Origin of the sequence: Candidatus Microbacterium phytovorans (genome assembly GCA_029202445.1) — a bacterium.
In the GTDB taxonomy this organism is placed as follows: domain Bacteria; phylum Actinomycetota; class Actinomycetes; order Actinomycetales; family Microbacteriaceae; genus Microbacterium; species Microbacterium phytovorans.
On sequence record CP119321.1, the window covers coordinates 2,684,516 to 2,704,557 of the forward strand.

Here is a 20,042-nt window from a genome sequence, read left to right on the forward strand (position 1 = left end):
AGCGTAGTCGCGCGCGCGAGGAGACCGGCGCTCAGCGGCCGGGAGAAGCCGGTCGCCGGCGGGGCGTGAGCCGCACCCCCGGCAGTGGCGGCGCCGGGATGCGCTCGTCGCCGTGACCGACGACGTGGCCGAAGCGGTCGGTGCCCGCCTCCCAGGCTTCCCGCGCCTCGACGATCTCCTCGTGCGAGCGGCCGACGAAGTTCCACCACATGACGATGTCGTCCTCGAACGGCTCCCCGCCGAGCACGAACACCGTGGCATCCTCGGTCGCCGTCACCTCGATCGACTCGCGACGGATGCCGAGGTACAGCAGCCCCAGGTCGGGCAGCGCCGTCGGCTCGTCGACGTGCACGACCGGATCGCCGGAGATCCCGACGATCGCGTACTCCCAGGCGGGGTTCAACGGCAGGCGGGTGCGCGTGCCCGCCGGGAGCAGCACCTCGGCGCCGACGATCGGCGTGTACATGCGTGCGGGCGAGGTGGCACCGGCGAAGGAGCCGACGACGACGTGGGCCGTGGCCCCGCCGCCGAGGTCGACGACGGGCAGCTCCTCGATGCGTTCGAAGTCGCGTTCGCCGTGCCGCCGCGACTCCGGGAGCGCCACCCACAGCTGCAGCGCGTCGAGCGGCACCGGATCGTCGCCGACCGAGTACTCCGAGTGGGCGATCCCCGCACCGCTCGTCATGATGTTGAGCACGCCCCGGCGCACGACGACGTCGCTGCCGATCGTGTCGCGGTGCCGCACGTCGCCGACGAACGGCCACGTCACCGTCTGCAGGCCGATGTGGGGATGGGGCTCGACGCGCATGCGCGTGCGCTGCGGACCGAACCGGTCGAGGAAGCACCACGCCCCCACCATCGGGAGTTCCCGCTGCGGGAGACTCCGATGCACCGACATCCCCCGCACGCCGCCGAGCGGCACCTCGCGCGCCTCCAGCAGCAGCGACCGCGGAGCGTCGCCGCCGAGCGGCGCCTCACGGGCCGGGTCGCCGGGGGCGTCGAGGCGGGTCATGCGTCCGCGGCGTCCACGTCGTCGCTGCCCGCGGCATCCGCTGTCGGACGCCAGTGCACCTCGAGACCCTCCACGTCATGCGTCTGCACGTACTTCACCACGAACGGGCACACCGGGACGACGGTCTCGCCGCGGGCGGCGACATCGGCGAGCGCCTGCCCGACCAGTGCGGAGCCCAGGCCGCGACCCCCGAACGCGGGATCGATCTCGGTGTGCGGGAACACCAGGCGCCCCTGCTCGTCGGCGCGGAACAGTGTGAACCCGGCGACCGTGTCGCCCTGGCGGATCTCGTAGCGCCCCTTCGCGTCGTTGCGCTCTACGGTGATCTGGCCGTCATCGCTCATGGATGCCTCGGTCCTCTCGGTGCTCGTCGTCGCTGAACCCAACGTAAGCCGCGGCCGCCCTGTTCCGCGAGCCTCCGGCGCCGTTCGTCTCGGCATCCGCGCCGGTCGCCGCGTGCCGACGCGTCCGCTTACAGGCAGAACCGGGCCGGAGGCGGTGGTTCCGCCCCGCCGCCGTCGATTTTGCCTGTAAGCGGGCGGCAACGGTGGATCGGCGCCGCCCCCGGTTGCCGCATCGCGGTCTGGGACAATGGACGTCGGGAGTTGATTCGATGAGACGGGCGTTCGTCGGAGTCGCCCTCGTGCTCGCCGCGATGCTGAGCGCGTGCGCGGCGCCCCCGTCGGCGACCCCGTCGCCGAGCCCCGCCACCGAGTCGGCGACCCCGTCGCGGGCCGGCCCCGCCACCGGTCCCGCGTCGCCGTACCCGCTGCTGACGCCCACGCCCGCTCCGTCGCCCACGCCCGAACCCGATCCGCTCGCGTCGCTCACGCTCGAGCAGCGGGTCGGTCAGCTGTTCATGGTGGGCACCCCGGTCGACCGGGCCGCCAAGACGACGCTGCGAGCCGTCCGCGACCGTCACGTCGGCAACCTGTTCCTCGCGGGCCGGTCGTCGAAGGGAGCGGATGCCGTGGCATCCGTCGTCGACCGGTTCACCGCCCTCGTCGGCCTGGAGACGACGGGCGGGCTGCCGCTGTGGGTCGCGACCGACCAGGAGGGCGGCCAGGTGCAGGTGCTGCGGGGGAAGGGGTTCTCCGACATCCCGTTCGCGATCCGGCAGGCCGATGCCGGCGACCGCGCCCTCGAGAAGGAAGCGCGGCGCTGGGGTGCGCAGTTGCGTCGAGCCGGAGTGACGATGAATCTCGCGCCGGTCGCCGACATCGTGACGAGCCCGAAGACGCGCTTCGACAACGCCCCCATCGGGGCGTTCGGCCGGCAGTACGGGTACGACGGTCGGACGGTGGAGGAGAAGGCGGGCGCGTTCGCGCGGGGGATGCGCGCGTCCGGCATCCTGCCGACGTTCAAGCACTTCCCGGGCCTCGGCCGCGTGACCGACAACACCGACACGACGCGGCACGTGGAAGACGACGTCGTGCGGGCCGCGTCGCCCGACGTGCGGGTCTACCGCGACCTGACCGCCGCCGGACCGTCGGTGGTCATGGTCAGCAGTGCGATCTACGAGCGCATCGACCCGAAGCGACCGGCGATGTTCTCGAAGGTCGTCATCGAGAAGGTGCTGCGGGGGGATGTCGGCTTCGACGGCGTCGTGATGACCGACGACGTGTCGGCCGCCCGCGCGGTCGCGGGGATCGCGCCCGGTACGCGGGCCGTTCGGGCGATCTCGGCGGGGGTGGACCTCGTGCTGGTCTCGGCCGACCCGACGGTGCTGCCCGAGATGTACGACGCGGTGCTCACGCGCGCTCAGGAGGATCCGGCGTTCGCGGCGCGCGTCGACGAGGCCGCCAGCCGCATCGTGGCGGCCAAGACCGGAGACTGACGCGTCGGGGTCGGGGCCCCGGTGTCGCTAACTCCTTCGATCCGGTGCGCGCGGAGGATGCCGGGGCCTTTTGTGCGCGTTCAGCCTCCGATTCGAAGGAGTTGCCGACGGCGGGCTCGGGGCACGCGGACGATTCCGCCGCAGATCTCCGGCAGACTCGACGGATGGACGACGCGACGCGGCTGATGGACCGCATCCCGGCCGGAGCGCCGACGGATGCCGTGTACGACGCGTTCGTCGCCTGGTCGGAGAGCCGCGGTCTCACCCTCTATCCCGCGCAGGACGAGGCGATCATCGAGCTCGTCTCCGGCGCGAACGTGATCCTCGCCACTCCCACCGGCACGGGGAAGTCGCTCGTCGCGGTCGCGGCGCACGCGACCTGCCTCGCCGCGGGCGGACGCACCTATTACACGGCGCCGATCAAGGCCCTCGTGAGCGAGAAGTTCTTCGCGCTCGTGGAGATCTTCGGCGCGGAGAACGTCGGCATGGTCACGGGCGACTCCGCTGTCAATCCCGAGGCGCCGATCGTCTGCTGCACGGCGGAGATCCTCGCGAACATCGCGCTGCGGATGGGGGCCGACGCCCCCGTCGATCAGGTCGTCATGGACGAGTTCCACTTCTACGGCGACCCCGACCGGGGGTGGGCGTGGCAGGTGCCGCTCCTGATGCTTCCCCGCGCGCAGTTCCTGCTCATGTCGGCGACGCTCGGCGACGTCACGCCGATCGCCGACGACCTCGCCCGCCGCACCGGCCGGGAGACCGCCGTCGTGACCGGGGTGGAACGGCCCGTGCCGCTCCACTTCTCCTACGAGCGACGCCCCGTGCACGACGTGCTGGAGGGGCTGCTGGAGAACGGCGAGGCGCCCGTCTACATCGTCCACTTCTCGCAGGCGGCGGCTCTGGAGCGCGCGCAGGCGCTCACGAGCGCGCAGATCACGACGCGTTCGCAGCGGGATGCCATCGCCGCCGAGATCGGCGGATTCCGCTTCACGACGGGGTTCGGCAAGACGCTGTCGCGACTGGTCCGGGCGGGCATCGGCATCCATCACGCCGGCATGCTCCCCCGGTATCGCCGCCTCGTGGAGACGCTCGCCCAGAAGGGTCTGCTGCGGGTCATCTGCGGCACCGACACGCTCGGAGTCGGTATCAACGTGCCGATCCGCACCGTCGTGCTCACGGCGCTGTCGAAGTTCGACGGCACGAAGATGCGGCAGCTGACGGCGCGCGAGTTCCACCAGGTCTCCGGGCGGGCAGGGCGCGCGGGGTACGACCCGTACGGCAACGTGATCGCGATGGCGCCCGAGTGGGAGATCGAGAACGCGGTGGCGCTCGCCAAGGCGGGCGACGATGCCGCCAAGCGGAAGAAGATCGTGCGGAAGAAGGCGCCGACGGGTGTCGTCACATGGGGTGAGGGGTCGTTCGAGCGCCTCGTCGACGCGCAGCCGGAACCGCTCGAGCCGCAGCTCCAGCTCACGGCGGCGATGCTCATCAACGTCATCGGCCGCGGCGGCGACGTGTTCGCGAACGTCCGCGCCCTCGTGTTCGACAACCACCAGTCGCGTGCGCGCCGGTATGAGCTGGCGCGCCGGGCGATCGCGATCTTCCGCACGCTCGTCGTCGCCGGCATCGTGGTCGCCGACGACGACGGCATCCGGCTCACCGTCGATCTGCAGCCGAACTTCGCGCTGAACCAGCCGTTGTCGCCGTTCGCGCTCGCCGCGATCGAGCTGCTCGATCCGGCGGCGGAGGCCGACGGGATCGGGACGGGACACTACGCGCTCGACGTCGTGAGCGTCATCGAGGCGACCCTGGACGACCCGCGGGCGATCCTCGGTCAGCAGGAGTACCGTGCGCGCGGCGAGGCGGTGGCCGCGATGAAGCGCGACGGCGTCGAGTACGAGGAGCGCATGGCGCTGCTCGAGGAGGTCACGTGGCCGAAGCCCCTGGCCGATCTCCTCTCGCAGGCGTTCGACACCTTCGCGGCGAGCCAGCCGTGGGTGCAGGACTTCGCGCTGAGCCCGAAATCGGTCGTGCGGGACATGTTCGAACGGGCCATGTCGTTCGGGGAATATGTCTCGTTCTATCAGCTCGGCCGCAGCGAGGGCCTGGTCCTGCGGTACCTGAGTGACGCGTTCCGCGCGATCCGCCAGACGGTGCCCGCTGAGGCGCGCACCGACGAGCTGCTCGACATCATCGAGTGGCTCGGCGAACTCGTGCGCCAGGTCGATTCGAGCCTGGTCGACGAGTGGAACAGTCTCGTCCACCCGACGGATGCCGGGGGCGACGAACCGGTCGTGCCGCCGGCGCCCCCGTCGGTGCTCACGAACCGGCGGGCGTTCACGGTGCTCGTGCGCAACGAGCTGTTCCGGCGGGTGCAGCTGGCCGCTCTGCAGGACGACGATGCGCTCACCGCGCTCGATCCGGATGCCGGGTGGCCCGCGGTGCTCGACCGCTACTACGACGAGCACGACGAGATCCTCACCGGCGGTCCGGCGCGGTCGCCGGCGCTGCTCACGATCGACGAGGAGTCCGACGTCTGGCGGGTCGAGCAGACGATCGACGACCCCGAGGGGCACCACGACTGGCGTATCCGGGCGGAGGTCGACCTCGCGGCATCCGTGGAGGAGGGGACGGCGGTCGTGCGCGTCGTGGAGGTGCTGCGCCTGGGGTGACCGCCCGCCACAATGGGGCGATGACCACCTACCTCGCCTTCTTGCGCGCGATCAATCTCGGATCGAAGCGGGTGTTCCCCAAGGGCGACATCCAGCGGGTGGTCGGCGAGGCGGGGTTCGAGGGCGTCGAGACGCACATCAACACCGGCAACGTACGGCTGGAGTCGCGCATGCGCTCACGGGCCAAGATCGAGGCGCTGCTGGAGCGGGCCTTCGCCGCCGACCGGGCGTTCGAGGTGCCGACGGTCGTCTTCTCCGCGGCGGAGTTCACGGCGATCGCGCAAGACGTCGCGGAGCTCGATGCGGCCCACCCCGGGCTCGCGCGGCACTACGTGTACCTCCTGAAGGAGGAGCTCGACGGCGACGCGCTCGAGGCCGTCGCGGCGACCGCCTCCGACAAGGGGGAGATGGTGGTCCGCGGGCGGGCCGCGCATGCGCTCCTGCGGCCCGGCTACCAGGACGGTACGGTCGATCCGCTCCGCGCCGCCGTGCATCTCGGGGTCGCGACGAACCGCGCGGCCACGGTCGTGCGCACGCTCGCCGAGAAGTGGTGCTGAGGAGAGCGGGCGCCGGCTGTCGGATGCCGCGGCTATCGTGGATCGGGTGAGTGACGCCGGCGGGAACATCGACCCCTACGCCGACCTCGTGTGGGATCCCGACGACTACGCCCCGCCGCCCGATCCCGACGCTCCGCCGCCGCCGGAGTTCGACGGCTACGCGGGCGCTCTCGCGCGCGCGACGCGGTCGGGGGGCCGCCCCGCTGCCGCCACCGCGCCGTCACGACCGGCGGTCGCGCCGGAACCGGCATCCGTGCTCTCACTGGAGCGCCGCGATCACACCGGCGCCGACGCGCGCGCCGTGCTCAAGGAGGTCTTCGGCTACGACGACTTCCGCGGCGATCAGGCCGCGATCGTCGCGCAGGTGATCGGCGGAGGGGATGCCGTCGTCCTCATGCCGACGGGCGGCGGCAAGTCCGTCACGTATCAGGTGCCCGCGCTCGTGCGTCCGGGCACGGGGCTCGTCGTGAGCCCCCTCATCGCGCTCATGCACGACCAGGTCGACGCCCTCATCGCGAACGGCGTGCGAGCCGCCTACCTCAACTCCACGCAGTCCGCGGGGGAGCGCGCGGGTGTCGAGCGGGCTTTCCTCGACGGCGAACTCGACCTGCTCTATGTCGCCCCCGAGCGGCTCAGCGTGCCCGCCACCACCGCGCTCCTGCAGCGCGGCCGACTGAGCGTTATCGCCATCGACGAGGCGCACTGTGTGAGTCAGTGGGGTCACGACTTCCGCCCCGACTATCTCGCGCTCGGCGACCTCGGGGAGCGCTTCCCCGGTGTGCCGCGCATGGCGCTCACGGCCACGGCGACCAAGGCGACGCACGCTGAACTCACCGAGCGGCTGTCGCTGTCGACCGCGCAGCACTTCGTGGCGAGCTTCGACCGCCCGAACATCCAGTACCGCATCGAGCCGAAGGTCGATCCGCGTCGTCAGCTGGTGCAGTTCATCCGCCGGTTCGACGGCGACGGCGACGGCAGTGCCGGTGCCGGCATCGTCTACGCGCTCAGCCGCAAGTCGGTGGAGCAGACCGCCGAGTACCTGCGCGGGCAGGGCGTCGATGCCCTTCCGTACCACGCGGGTCTTCCCGCCGAGGTGCGGGCCGCGAACCAGTCGCGCTTCCTCCGCGACGACGGCGTCGTCATGGTGGCGACGATCGCGTTCGGGATGGGCATCGACAAACCCGACGTGCGGTTCGTCGCGCACATCGACCTGCCGAAGTCGGTCGAGGGGTACTACCAGGAGACCGGGCGCGCCGGTCGCGACGGCGAACCGGCGATCGCGTGGATGGCGTACGGCCTGGGCGATGTCGTGCAGCAGCGTCGCCTCATCGATCAGTCGCCCGGAGACCGCGCGTTCAAGATGCGGCTCGGTCAGCACCTCGACGCGATGCTGGCCCTCTGCGAGACGGTGACGTGCCGGCGGCAGAACCTGCTCGGCTACTTCGGACAGGAGTCCGGCCCCTGCGGCAACTGCGACACCTGCCTCGACGCGCCCGACACGTGGGAGGGCCTCGTGCCGGCGCAGAAGCTGCTGTCGACGATCGTCCGGCTGCAGCGGGAGCGCGGCCAGGCGTTCGGTGCGGGTCACCTGATCGACATCCTGCGCGGCGCGTCCACCGAGCGCATCGTGCAGCAGGGCCACGACCGGCTGGCGACCTACGGCATCGGGTCCGACCTCTCCGACCAGGACTGGCGTTCGGTCGTCCGTCAACTGCTGGCCCGTGGCATCCTCGCCGCCCAGGGAGAGTACGGCACGCTCGCGCCCGGTCCGGATGCCGGAGGGGTGCTCCGCGGCGAGCAGTCGGTGCCGTTGCGACGCGACGTGCTCGGGCGCGCGGCGCCGTCGCGCGCACGGAAGTCGAGTGCTCCCGAGGGCGTCGCGGCGGGCGATCGCGACCTGTTCGAGGCGCTCCGCACGTGGCGTGCCGAGCAGGCGCGGGAGCAGGGCGTGCCCGCGTACATCGTGTTCGGCGATGCGACCCTGCGCGCCCTCGCCGACAAGCGACCGCGCACGAGCGACGACCTCTCCGGCATCACCGGCATCGGCGCGAAGAAGCGCGAAGCCTACGGCGACGCCGTGCTCGCCGTCATCGCGGCCACCTCCTGACGCGCGACCATCTCGCCTCGCCGCCGCGACTCTCCCCCGTTGGCCATGAAACTGAGTGTCACGTGTGACGGGTGTGGGTTTCACACAGGCGAGGATGGCGACCACCGGGGCTCGCTTGTGGGAGGCGTCCAACCGTCTTGGCGGGCCGTTGTGGCACTCCTACCGTCGATAGTGACCTTTTCTGTCCGTCGACGCCCGAGAGGTACGCGATGACCGACGCCGCCGTCCGTCCCACCAAGCCCGCCACCAGCCGGCGCACGCCCGCCGGGGGTGCACCCACGGCCGCCCACTCCGCGGAGGAGGCGCACGAACCACGCATCGACGTCGCCGCCGTCACCGACGCGCTCCTCGGAACCTGGGCGGACACGCGCCGCAGCGCCCGCGAGATGATCAAGAACCCCGTGTTCTGGAAGATCGAGGGCCAGCCGATGGCCGATCACCGGGAGCGCGTGCTGTCGCAGCTGCATCTGCTGGTCGAGAACGACGGCTCTCGCCGCGCCTTCCCCGAGGAGTACGGCGGGCTGAACGACAACGGCGCCAACCTCGCCGGCTTCATGGAGCTCGTCTTGGCCGACCCGAGCCTGCAGATCAAGTCCGGCGTGCAGTGGGGTCTGTTCGGTTCTGCCATCTACCAGCTCGGCACGAAGACGCACCACGATCGCTGGCTCCGCGACGTCATCACGCTCGACCTCCCGGGCGCGTTCGCGATGACCGAGACGGGGCACGGCTCCGACGTCGCCGCCATCGGCACGACGGCGACGTACGACCCGGATGCCGAGGAGTTCGTCATCCACACGCCGTTCCGCGGTGCGTGGAAGGACTATCTGGGCAACGCGGCGCTCCACGGCAAGGCGGCGACGGTGTTCGCGCAGCTCATCACCGGCGGGGTCAACTACGGCGTGCACTGCTTCTTCGTGCCGCTGCGCGACGAGTCGGGTGCCTTCCTGCCCGGGGTCGGCGGTGAGGACGACGGCGTCAAGGGCGGCCTGAACGGCATCGACAACGGTCGACTGCACTTCGACCATGTCCGGGTTCCGCGCGAGAACCTCCTCAACCGCTACGGCGACGTGGCCCCCGATGGCACCTACTCCAGCGACATCGCCACCCCCGGCCGCCGCTTCTTCACCATGCTCGGCGCGCTCGTGCAGGGGCGGGTGTCCCTCGATGGGGCCGCCACCACCGGAACGGCACTGGCCCTCCACATCGCCCTGACCTACGCCAATCAGCGGCGCCAGTTCGACTCCGGCTCCGGGTCGGACGAGGTGGTGCTCCTGGACTACGGCAAGCACCAGCGTCGCCTGATCCCGCGCCTCGCGCAGGTCTACGCGCAGTTCTTCGCCAACGACGAACTGCTGCGCAAGTTCGACGGCGTCTTCGGCGGCACGTCCGACACTCCGGAGGAGCGCGAGGACCTCGAGACGCTCGCCGCGGCCCTCAAGCCGCTCTCTACGTGGAACGCGCTCGACACGATCCAGGAATGCCGCGAGGCCAGCGGCGGCGCGGGCTTCCTCGCCGAGAACCGTCTCGTCGGGCTGCACCACGATCTCGACGTGTACGTCACGTTCGAGGGCGACAACAACGTTCTCCTCCAACTGGTCGGCAAGCGTCTCCTCTCCGACTACGCCCGGCAGTTCCGAGGCGCGGATGCCGCGAAGCTGGCGGGGTTCGCGGCGCGGCAGGCGGCCGGGAAGGTGTTCCACGGCGCCGGGCTCCGGCAACTGGGTCAGGCGGTCGCCGATTTCGGTTCCACCGCGCGGTCGGTGGAACTCGGGCTCCGCGCCGATCAGCAGCACGAGTTGCTCGCCGGCCGAGTGGAGCAGATGATCTCGGACATCGCGGCGCGTCTGCGTCCGGCATCCAAGGCCACTCCGTCCGAGGCTGCCGCCATGTTCAACGCGAATCAGGCGGAGCTCATCGAGGCCGCCCGTGCGCACGGCGAGCTTCTGCAGTGGGAGGCGTTCAGCGACGGCGTCACCCGGATCGAGGATGAGGGCACCCGTCAGGTGCTCACGTGGCTGCGCGACCTCTTCGGCCTGAGCCTCGTCGAGAAGCACCTCGCATGGCACCTGATCAACGGTCGCCTCTCCACGCAGCGTGCGGCGGCAGTGACGCGCTACATCGATCGGCTCTGCCTGCGGCTCCGGCCGCACGCGCAGGACCTCGTCGATGCCTTCGGCTTCGCACCCGAGCACGTGCGTGCTCCGATCGCCTCGGGCGCCGAGCAGGAGCGGCAGGACGAGGCGCGGACGTACTATGCCGACCTCGCGGCATCCGGGGCGGCTCCGGTATCGGAGAAGTCGCTCAAGAAGAAGACGTCGTCCTGACGCGCGCTCCGGCCGAATTCATCACGAAACGGTAACGATGGCCGGGTTCATGTCCGTGGCGACGGTGACCCGAACTCTTCCCTCCTGAAGGCAGTGCACTGCCACGCCCGTTTCGGCTTCGAGGCGTCGGCGGCCGCCTTCACGGGGGGCCGTCTCGGGTGGGCGGCCCCCCACCTCTCTCCCCGCTCTCCCGCCCGCGACCGATCGGTTCAGGTCTCGGTGGGGATGTCGCGAACGACGATGCCTTCGGGCACGTCGAGTCGTGTCGACCCTGACGGCGTGTGCGTCACGATCGAGACACCCTGCGACGCCCCCGCCGCGGGATCGCCCGCCCCGACGGCGATGACGAAGCTCCCCGCGTCGAGACGGTCGACCGTCTCGGCAAGCTGATGCGCCGCGGCGTCGGTGAGCGAACGCTGCATCTGCGTCGATGCCTCGGCCAGCACCGCTCCTCGCACACCCCGTCGACGGGCCGCCTCGACGACGCGGACCAGCTCGGGATGCTGCAGTTCGGGAGACCGGAGGCGGTCGCGTATCCGCCCCTCGACGGCTACCACGTCGCTGCGCAGCGTGTCGTCGATGGGTGCGCCCGCGGCGATGCGGGTGAGGATGCCGGTCGTCTCCTCCTTCACGATCTCCAATTGCGCCTGATACTCGCGGATGGCGTCCTCCGAGGCGAGGGCCTGGCGACGGCTCTCGGCCTCCTCGGACCGGTGCTGGAGTTCGAGCGAGACGAATCGCGCCAGCAGCACCCGCCACATCGCCGCAGCCAGGTAGGCGGCCAGTGGCATCCCGAGGAGGAGGACGGCACCCGCGAGCGTCTGCCCGGTCAGCGCGATCCACAGGAGCACGCCCCCGAACTGCAGCACCCAGCCCATCGCGGCGAACCCGGAGTTGGAGCGGGGGAAGAGCAACGCCATCAGGTAGGCGGCGAAGTCGACGAGCCACAGCCGCTGCGCCTCGTCGACGCTCGCGAGGGCGACGCCCGTCATGGTCAACCCGCAGGCGAGGACGAAGCCGGCGCCGAGCGGACGCAACGGCCGGTCCCGCTGCGTCGTCAGTGCGAGCGCCCCCGGCAGGGCCAGCGCGTAGCCGAGGGCGAGGAGCGGCTCGCCGGTAGGCAGGTAGCCCAGCAGGATGCCGTTGGCCACGCCGCAGAGCCACACGAAGATCATGACCGCGCGGCCCGCGGGGGTGGACAGCCCCGCGGTGCCGGTGCCGCGCGCGGTGGCTACGGTGTCCATGTCAGCACCACCGCCGTTCCCTCGCCCGGCGCCGACCGGATGGCTGCGGTCCCGCCCACGCGGAGCATCCGCCCCGTGATGCTCTGGGCGAGGCCGAACCTGCCCTGCGCGGCGACACTCGGGTCGAATCCGCGCCCGTCGTCCGCGATCGTCAGGGTCACGGTCGACGCCGCGATCCACAGGGCTGCGCGGATGTGCTCGCTGCCGGAGTGCCGCTTCGCATTGCGCACCGCTTCGGCGCCGGCATCCGAGAGCGCCGCGATCACGGCGTGGGGGAACGCGGGCGATGTATCGGGGCTGGCGATGCTCACGTGGAGCGGCAGATCAGGCATCGTGCGGTGCAGGCGCTCGGTGATGAGGTGGGCGGCGTCGCGGGACGTGACAAGTCCGCCGCCGCCGACAGCGTGGGGGCCGGTATCCGCCGCGCCGTCGGGCGCGGCGCCGATCGCTGTCAGGGCGTAACGCGCTTCGCTCCGTAGTTCCGCCGGCGTCTGCCCGCGGAACAGCAGCGCCGCGCTCAGCACGGACAGCACCTCGTCGTGCACCAGTTCGGTGAACGTGGCGCGCTCGCGCGACAGCGCGGCGGCTCGCGCGTTTCGCTCCTCGGCCATGCGGGCGGAGAGCTCGCTGTCGTGAAGCTGGCGCAAGCGCCCGCGCATCGCGATGAACAGTGCGCAGAAGAGGACGTTCGCCAGTTGCAGGGGGGTGTCGGCGGCGACGTCGGTGGGCACGTAGCCGAGAAACACCCACGCCGACAAGGCGACGCAGACCGCGGAGAAGACCGTCGCACCCATGGCCGCAATCGGTCGCAGGGCGACGGCAAGGTAGGCCGCGGTGGCCGGTTCGAGGGTCCAGATCCAGGGGGATACGGGCGGAGTCGGGCCGGCGTAGGCGGCGAACGACAGGAGCTGCGCGAGGACCGTCGCGGCCGGGATGCCGATCCAGAACGGTCGGGCGGCCGTGACCGGCAGAAACCACCCGAAGAGAGCCAGGGCGACCGTGGCGACGACGGGGATGCGCGCGAGAACCTCCCACCACGTGTCGAAATGGCCGACCTGCGCCGCGGCGCTGGGGCCGACGAGTCCGAGGATGATGAACGGCGTGCCAGCGGCGACCATCATTCCAAGGCGACGGTCGACGTCGGGGCTGGACGGCGTGTTCGTCTTCATCGACGACGCCGAGGTCAGTCCCGCGGAAATCGGGACAGCGGGTGCATGGCGTCACTATAAACCCGCCCGAATCTGCACGATAGGCCTCGTGGGCTGGGGTGGGTCGGGCACGGTGGGGTCGGGCGGGGCGGTCGCGCTGTCGGGACGGGTCGCTACTCTGACCGGGTGACGCTCGACATCCGAACCGGCCCCGATGGCATCGACCGCTGCGCGTGGGTGGGTGACGCCGAGTATCGGCGCTACCACGACGAGGAGTGGGGTCGGCCTCTCCACGGCGATCGCGCACTGTTCGAGAAGATGAGCCTCGAGGGGTTCCAGGCGGGCCTCAGCTGGATCACGATCCTCCGCAAGCGGCCGCGGTTCCGTGAGGTGTTCGCCGGGTTCGATCCCGCCGCGATCGCCGACTTCACGGCGGACGACGTGGAGCGTCTGATGCAGGATGCCGGCATCATCCGCAACCGCGCCAAGATCGAGGCGACCATCTCCAATGCGCGCCTCGCGCTCGCGATGGCACCGGGTGAGCTCGACGCGTTGATGTGGTCATTCGCCCCCGACTCTCACGTGCGGCCGAAGAGCTTCGCGGAGGTGCCGGCGACGACACCGGCATCCGATGCCCTGTCGAAAGCGCTGCGGAAGGCGGGTTTCCGTTTCGTCGGCTCGACGACGATGTATGCCCTGATGCAGTCGGCGGGAATGGTCGACGATCACGTCGTGGGTTGTCACCGGGCCGTCTGACGCGCTCACCCTGCTCAGCTGAGCCGGACGGTGCGATCGGCGGCATCCGCGACAGCGGGATCGTGCGTGACGAGCACGATCGCCGATGCGGCGCAGAGCGTGAACAGCAGCTGGAGGATCTCGTCGCGGAGTTCGACGTCGAGCGCGCCGGTCGGTTCGTCGGCGAGGAGAAGGGTCGGTTTACGGACGACGGCGCGGGCGATGGCGACGCGTTGCTGCTCCCCGCCGGAGAGTTGCTTCGGTCGGTGTCCTACCCGGTGGCCCAGCCCCACGCGTTCGAGCGCCTCGCGGGCGCGCTCGCGTGCGACCGCGGGCGCAATCCCTTGGAGGCGCAGGGGGAGTTCGACGTTCTCGAGGGCGGAGTATCGCGGCATCAGCCGGAAGTCCTGATGAACGTGTGCGACATGCTGCAGTCGAAGACGGGCCCGTTCGTCTGCCGTGAGGGTAGCGAGGTCCTGACCGACGGCGGTGACGGTGCCGACGGGCGTCACCAGTCGACCGGATGCGAGATTCAGGACGGTCGACTTCCCCGACCCTGAGCGGCCGATCAGTGCGACGCGCTCGCCCGCCGCGACGTCGACGCTCAGTCCGCGCAGCACGTGCACGATCTCCTTCCGGCGCTTCGGGTAGGAGTAGTGGACGTCGTCGAAGCGCAGGATCGGGTCGTCGGGGGCGGTCGGGTCGGAGGCCGAGGTCATGTGTCTTCCTTCTGAGGCGAGGGCGGAATCGGGGCGGCGGAGGGGGTGCGGCCGATCTTGGATGCCACGGGGCGGCGTGCGTCGGCCCGACGTGCCCGCCCTTCGACGAGGAGCAGCACGAGCACCGTCGCGGCGGCGAAGAGGCAGGCCACGGCGACCCCGTGAGCCCGCTGGGTGAAGAACCCAGCGACCCGCCACAGGGCGGCTCCGGCGGCCCACGCGGCGATGAACGCAGCGACCGTGACGAGCGCGCTCCCGATCGCGAGCGGCGTGGCGCGCACCCGCGCAGCCCGTGAGCTGAGGTCCATCAGGAGGTCGCCGGGGACGGCGAGCACGGTGCGCACGCGACGGACGGCGCGGAGACTGACGAGCGCCCACAGCCCCAGGCCGATCACGAGGATCGCCGGCAGCAGTCCGGACACCTGCACGCTCCTCGCGCTGACGAGGACGTCTCGCATCCGCTCGAACCACGTCTGTGCGGCTGGTGACGGCGATGCCGCGTCGAAATGCAGGAAGCGCGCCGGTTCCTCCGACCATGTGACCACGCCGTCGGCGCAGGCGTCGACCGGCGCGATCAGAAGGCCGCCGTGCACCGAACCGCCGATCTCGCGGAACGTCCGCGTCACTCCGCTCACGGAGAGGCGGCACCGCTCGCCGTCCCACGTCGTGAGCACGACCGACTCGCCGGGGGTGACATCGAGTGCGACGGCGGTCGCTTCGTCGATCAGGACCCGTCCCGCCTGGGGCGATCCCGTGACCATCACCCCGGCGAGAAGGGCGCTCCACCGCGGGGGTGAGGTGTCCCCGTGGCTCCACACGGTCGGTTCGACGGCATCCGTGAAGTCCCCGGGTTCACGCTCCGGGTCGTCGAATCGTGCGGCTGACATGAGTTGCACGCCCTCGGTCACCGTCACCGACACTCCGTCGCCGCGGGCGGGGCGATCGGCGACGTCGTCGCGCGTCTCATAGCGCAGCCCGCTTTCGAAGTGCAGGGCATCGAAGATCTGAAAGCTGGCGAGCAGCAACACGAACATCGTCAGCATCCCGACGGCGACCATCGTGATCATGTCGATGAGGAGCGGTGCGGCGGTGAGGTGGCGCACCTGCACGCGCGCGGTGGTGAAGCGCTGAGTCATGCGAGGACCTTCTTTCGTTGTATCCGCGTCGCCACGACAGCCGTCCCGGTACCGGCTGCTACACAGGCCACCGCGGCGAGCCACCATACGGCGGACACCGAGGGAGGGAGCGCCGGCCCGGCGAATCCCGGAGCGTAGGCGAGTGTTCCCACGGCCGCACCGGCACCGACTCCCAGGGCGGTGGTCGCGGCCAGTCCCAGGAGCAGGGTTCGGTAGATGCCGGCCGGCGGCGCGCCCAGTTCGACGAGGATCTCCGCCCGGTCGCGGAAAGTGCGGACGAGCGCGATGGTCTCGCCGACGACGATGGCCAGCAGCGCGGCGACCGCGATGCCGCTCAACGTGAGCACGAGCGAGAGGTCGATGAACGACTCGCCCTCCCGGGTCGTCAGCAGATCGCCGACGTCGGACACGGCGAACGGCTCGGGGTATCCGATGGCCAGAAGCGCCTCCCGCCACGGTGACCCGGTGAGCATCTCGCGCACCCTGTCGGGTGATGCGGTGGTGACGAGCGACGTCGGCGCGGTCTCGACGTGTGGCGCGTGCCGCTCGATGGCATCCACGGGAAGGATGGCGGCCCCGGCATAACCGGCCTCGCGCACGGCGTAGATTCCCCGCACGCGGAGCGTGACATCGGTCGTCGGGGTGAGGCCGATCGAGATGTCGTCCCCCGGGCCCACCGCCAGTGCGGCAGCCAGGTCGGCGGAGATGTCCGCCCAGTCGCCGAGGTCGCCGGGCTCTCGCGCCGCCCCCGCGACCCGGGTCGCGTCGGGCATGAGTGTCAACTCCGGATCGGGGTGCGAGCCCAGGAGTACCCAGAGGGAGACGGGCCCGAAGCGGTCGCCGTGTGCCGCGGCGTCGGTCGCGAACTCGGAGATCATCATCGAGCGCTCGCCGGGAAGCTGCGTCGCCAGGTGATGCTCCGCATCTGCCACGGCCTCGATGGGTGCGTGCGAGCGTGCGGCCGTATCGCGGTAGCCGCCGGTATCGAGGGCGAACTGAACGGGGAACATCATCCCGAGGGTGAGGCTGAGACCGGCCGCCGCCGCGAAGACGACCGCCAGCCTCAGCAGCTCGGCGCGGACGACGCGCACGGCATCCGGAGTAATGCGAGTCACCTGACGGTGATGCGGAGGGCGGCGTTCGCGTCCATCCAGTGGTCGACTCCGGAGCCGCCGTGGAAGTAGCGCGCGCCACGGGCCTCGGCGATGGCACTTCCCTTGACGCTGACACGCTTGGAACCGCGGAAGTTCTCGCTCCCCGACACGATCCACTGGCGGGTGCCCAGCCACTTGTCGTAGCGGGAGGAGTACAGCTTCGATGCCAGTGACGCGTTCCATTCGTCCAGACGCGGTGTATCGAACGTCAGCGGAATCGAGTTCATGTACCGCGCGGTGGCGGGCAGAGGGATGCCGAGAAGACTCGCCTCGTACTTGAGGATGGCGCGCGCGTGCAGCCGCTCCCTCTTGTTCAGACTCGTGTCACTGGTTCTCGCCACCGCAGTGATCTGGAAGGCAGAGTCGCCGGCGATCTGGACAGATGTCGCCGCCTGGGCGGGCACAGCGACGCCGATCGCCAGAGCGAGTCCCGCGAGGGCGGAGTAGGTGGCCATGCGGCCGCGGTTTCGACGACGAGCGATCACGATGTCTCCTTTAAGGGTGTGCATACAGGCGTGGTGTTTCATGCCAGCGTAGACATGACACCGGTGTCGCTGCGGGGAAATCGGGGTGCTGTGGATAACTCGCCTGCGCGGCTCCGTGGGGAGGCATTCACTCGCGGAGGATGCGCGGCGGGCGTCGGCGGCAGCCTGTAGCGTCGCATCACATCGAAGAGGGGCTCTCATGGTCGACAACACGCAACCGGCATCCCACCCCGCCGACGGTCACGACCGCATCCGCGTCGTCGGAGCTCGGGAGAACAACCTCCAGGGGATCGACGTCGAGATCCCCAAGCGGCGGCTCACCGTCTTCACGGGGGTGAGCGGGTCGGGCAAGTCGTCGCTCGTGTTCGGCACGATCGCCAACGAATCCCAGCGCCTCATCAACGAGACGTACCCCACGTTCGTCCAGCAGTTCATGGGGCAGCTCAGCCGCCCCGAAGTTGACGCGCTGGAGAACGTGAGCCCCGCGATCATCGTCGATCAGGAGCGCATGGGCGCGAATGCGCGGTCCACGGTCGGCACCGCCACCGACGTGCACGCCATGCTCCGCCTCCTGTTCAGCCGCCTCGGTCAACCGCACGTCGGCTCGCCGCAGGCGTTCTCGTTCAATGTGCCCTCGGTGTCGGGCGCGGGGGCCGTCACGATTGCGGTCGGCAAGGACAAGGGGAAGAAGGAGCGGCGATCGTTCGAGATCACGGGCGGCATGTGTCCGCGCTGCGAGGGTCTCGGCGAGACGAGCGATGTCGACGTCGACGAGGTCGTCGATCGCGCTCTCTCCCTCAACGGCGGCGCGATCCGGGTGCCGGGCTACAGCGCCGACGGCTGGATGGTGCGCATCTACGCCGAGTCGGGCTTCCTCGACGGCGACAAGCCGATCGCCGACTACTCGGAGCAGGAGCTCCACGACTTCCTCTACCGAGACCAGACGAAGGTCCGCGTCGCGAACACCAACATGACCTACGAGGGGCTCATCCCCAAGATCACGAAATCCATGCTCCAGAAGGATCGGGAGTCGCTCCAGCCGCACGTCCGCGCCTTCGTCGATCGCGCCGTGAAGTTCCTGCCCTGCCCCGACTGCGGCGGCACGCGGCTCAACGAGGGTGCGCGCTCCTCGAAGATCCGCGGACGCAACATCGCCGAGGTCGCGGCGATGCAGATCACCGACCTCGCGGAGTGGCTCTCGACGATCGACGAACCGGAGGTGGCACCGCTCATGGCGGGGCTGCGCCAGACGATCGCGTCGTTCATCGACATCGGTCTCGGGTACCTCTCGCTCGACCGGTCCAGCGGCACGCTCTCGGGCGGCGAGGCGCAGCGCACCAAGATGATCCGCCACCTCGGGTCGAGCCTCACCGACGTCACGTACGTCTTCGACGAACCCACCGCGGGCCTCCACCCCCACGACATCCAGCGGATGAACGCCCTCCTCGGGCACCTTCGCGACAAGGGCAACACGGTGCTCGTCGTCGAGCACAAACCGGAAGTGATCGCGATCGCCGACCACGTCGTCGACCTCGGACCCGGCGCGGGCCGCCACGGCGGGCGCATCATGTTCGAAGGAGACGTCGCAGGCCTCCGCGCCTCCGACACCCTCACGGGCCGTCATCTCGACCATCGTGCCGCGCTCAAGCCGACCACCCGCACGGCGACGTCCCACCTCGAGATCCGCGGGGCGACGCAGCACAACCTGAAGAACGTCGACGTCGACATCCCCCTCGGCATCCTGACGGTCGTGACGGGCGTCGCAGGCTCCGGCAAGTCCTCTCTCATCCACGGCAACGTGCCGTCGTTCGACGACGTGGTTGTCGTCGATCAGGCGCCCATCAAGGGGTCGCGCCGCAGCAGTCCCGCGACGTACACCGGCATCCTGGATGCCGTGCGCACCGCCTTCGCGAAGGCCAACGGCGTCAAGCCCGGGTTGTTCAGCGCGAACTCCGAAGGGGCGTGCCCCGCGTGCAAGGGGCTCGGTGTCATCATCACGAATCTCGGGTTCACGCAGAGCGTCGAGACGCGGTGCGAGCTGTGCGGGGGTTCGGGATTCAGCGACGACGTGCTCGAGTACACGCTCGACGGCAAGAACATCGCCGAGGTGCTCGCGATGTCGGCGTCGGAGGCGGCGGAGTTCCTCCCGAAGGGGCCCGCCAACGCGACGCTCGCGCGCATGGTCGGCGTCGGCCTCGGGTACATCACCCTCGGGCAGGCGCTCAACACTCTCTCGGGTGGCGAACGGCAGCGCCTCAAGCTCGCGATCTCGATGGCGAAGAAGGGCGCGATCTACGTGCTCGACGAGCCCACGACGGGTCTGCATCTCGCCGACGTCGACAACCTGCTGGGACTCCTCGATCGGCTCGTGGATGCCGGCAACTCGGTCATCGTCATCGAGCACCATCAGGCGGTCATGGCTCACGCCGACTGGATCCTCGACATCGGCCCCGGCGCGGGACACGACGGCGGGACGGTCGTCTTCCAGGGCACTCCCGCGGATCTCGTGGCTGACGGATCGACGCTCACCGCTCAGCATCTCGCCGCCTACGTCGGACGCTGACGGCATCCCTCGGCCCGCCCGCCCGCACGGAGGCGATCTGCACAAGGGGGAGACCTGCACGGGGGCGATCTGCACAACGGAGGCGATCTGCACAAGGGGGGAGATCTGCATGGCGGGGGAGATCTGCACAGCGGAGGCGATCTGCACAAGGGAGGATGCCGGGTGCCTCAGCGGCCCTCCGATGCGCCGATCTCCTCCGCACCGCCGCACCCCACCGCCGCACCCGAACACCCCCCGCCACCAGCCTGCTGACGAACTGGGGAGTTCTCCCCTGCCCTCGCGCTCGGTCATCGGCGCGGGCTGACGTAGGCTGGCAGGGTTTCCGACAGAGTGAGCGACTGATTCAGCA

15 protein-coding genes are annotated in these 20,042 nt (G+C 70.3%); 7 read left to right on the forward strand and 8 right to left on the reverse strand.

Features of this window, described 5'->3' with window-relative positions; genetic code table 11:
* Positions 1-31: 31 nt before the first annotated feature.
* The gene (locus P0Y48_12845) at positions 32-1,012 is read right to left on the reverse strand and encodes a pirin family protein (protein ID WEK13331.1); all 981 of its coding nucleotides are present in this window, start codon (positions 1,010-1,012) and stop codon (positions 32-34) included.
* Complete coding sequence (locus P0Y48_12850) at positions 1,009-1,356, reverse strand: GNAT family N-acetyltransferase (GenBank protein WEK13332.1); 348 nt, start codon at positions 1,354-1,356, stop codon at positions 1,009-1,011. The genes P0Y48_12845 and P0Y48_12850 overlap by 4 nt, the downstream gene beginning before the upstream one ends.
* Before the next feature lie 269 nt (positions 1,357-1,625).
* Here P0Y48_12850 and P0Y48_12855 point away from each other — a divergent pair, with 269 nt between their 5' ends.
* From P0Y48_12855 to P0Y48_12875, 5 genes are all read left to right on the forward strand, one after another.
* On the forward strand, positions 1,626-2,849 hold the full coding sequence (locus tag P0Y48_12855) for a glycoside hydrolase family 3 N-terminal domain-containing protein (GenBank protein ID WEK13333.1): 1,224 nt from the start codon (positions 1,626-1,628) through the stop codon (positions 2,847-2,849).
* Positions 2,850-3,013: 164 nt separating this feature from the next.
* Positions 3,014-5,521: a DUF3516 domain-containing protein gene (locus P0Y48_12860; protein ID WEK13334.1), complete on the forward strand. Its 2,508-nt coding sequence runs from the start codon at positions 3,014-3,016 to the stop codon at positions 5,519-5,521.
* A 20-nt stretch (positions 5,522-5,541) separates the two neighbouring features.
* Positions 5,542-6,078, forward strand: coding sequence for a DUF1697 domain-containing protein (locus P0Y48_12865; GenBank protein WEK13335.1), 537 nt, complete (start codon positions 5,542-5,544; stop codon positions 6,076-6,078).
* A 46-nt stretch (positions 6,079-6,124) separates the two neighbouring features.
* The gene (gene recQ / locus P0Y48_12870; GenBank protein WEK13336.1) at positions 6,125-8,185 is read left to right on the forward strand and encodes a DNA helicase RecQ; all 2,061 of its coding nucleotides are present in this window, start codon (positions 6,125-6,127) and stop codon (positions 8,183-8,185) included.
* 209 nt (positions 8,186-8,394) lie between these two features.
* Positions 8,395-10,509 (forward strand): acyl-CoA dehydrogenase, encoded by a 2,115-nt coding sequence (locus tag P0Y48_12875; protein ID WEK13337.1) that lies wholly within the window; start codon positions 8,395-8,397, stop codon positions 10,507-10,509.
* Between the two features lie 209 nt (positions 10,510-10,718).
* Here the strand turns inward: P0Y48_12875 and P0Y48_12880 are convergent, their stop codons facing one another.
* Together P0Y48_12880 and P0Y48_12885 are read right to left on the reverse strand one after the other, a co-directional pair.
* Positions 10,719-11,753, reverse strand: a complete 1,035-nt coding sequence (locus P0Y48_12880) for a hypothetical protein (GenBank protein ID WEK13338.1) — start codon at positions 11,751-11,753, stop codon at positions 10,719-10,721.
* Positions 11,741-12,922, reverse strand: a complete 1,182-nt coding sequence (locus P0Y48_12885) for a hypothetical protein (GenBank protein ID WEK13339.1) — start codon at positions 12,920-12,922, stop codon at positions 11,741-11,743. The genes P0Y48_12880 and P0Y48_12885 overlap by 13 nt, the downstream gene beginning before the upstream one ends.
* A gap of 165 nt (positions 12,923-13,087) precedes the next feature.
* Here P0Y48_12885 and P0Y48_12890 point away from each other — a divergent pair, with 165 nt between their 5' ends.
* The gene (locus tag P0Y48_12890) at positions 13,088-13,657 is read left to right on the forward strand and encodes a DNA-3-methyladenine glycosylase I (GenBank protein WEK13340.1); all 570 of its coding nucleotides are present in this window, start codon (positions 13,088-13,090) and stop codon (positions 13,655-13,657) included.
* Positions 13,658-13,671: 14 nt separating this feature from the next.
* On the opposite strand, the gene P0Y48_12895 is transcribed toward P0Y48_12890, so the two are convergent.
* The 4 genes from P0Y48_12895 to P0Y48_12910 are packed head-to-tail and all read right to left on the reverse strand — an operon-like array spanning position 13,672 to position 17,130.
* On the reverse strand, positions 13,672-14,355 hold the full coding sequence (locus P0Y48_12895) for an ABC transporter ATP-binding protein (protein WEK13341.1): 684 nt from the start codon (positions 14,353-14,355) through the stop codon (positions 13,672-13,674).
* Positions 14,352-15,491: a hypothetical protein gene (locus P0Y48_12900; GenBank protein WEK13342.1), complete on the reverse strand. Its 1,140-nt coding sequence runs from the start codon at positions 15,489-15,491 to the stop codon at positions 14,352-14,354. The genes P0Y48_12895 and P0Y48_12900 overlap by 4 nt, the downstream gene beginning before the upstream one ends.
* Positions 15,488-16,606 carry a hypothetical protein gene (locus P0Y48_12905; GenBank protein WEK13343.1) on the reverse strand — a complete coding sequence of 373 codons (1,119 nt, stop codon included), beginning with the start codon at positions 16,604-16,606 and terminating at the stop codon, positions 15,488-15,490. Before P0Y48_12905 ends, P0Y48_12900 begins: the two co-directional genes overlap by 4 nt.
* On the reverse strand, positions 16,603-17,130 hold the full coding sequence (locus tag P0Y48_12910) for a hypothetical protein (protein WEK13344.1): 528 nt from the start codon (positions 17,128-17,130) through the stop codon (positions 16,603-16,605). Before P0Y48_12910 ends, P0Y48_12905 begins: the two co-directional genes overlap by 4 nt.
* Positions 17,131-17,329: 199 nt before the next feature.
* Here P0Y48_12910 and P0Y48_12915 point away from each other — a divergent pair, with 199 nt between their 5' ends.
* Positions 17,330-19,693 (forward strand): excinuclease ABC subunit UvrA, encoded by a 2,364-nt coding sequence (locus P0Y48_12915; GenBank protein ID WEK13345.1) that lies wholly within the window; start codon positions 17,330-17,332, stop codon positions 19,691-19,693.
* Positions 19,694-20,042: the final 349 nt, after the last annotated feature.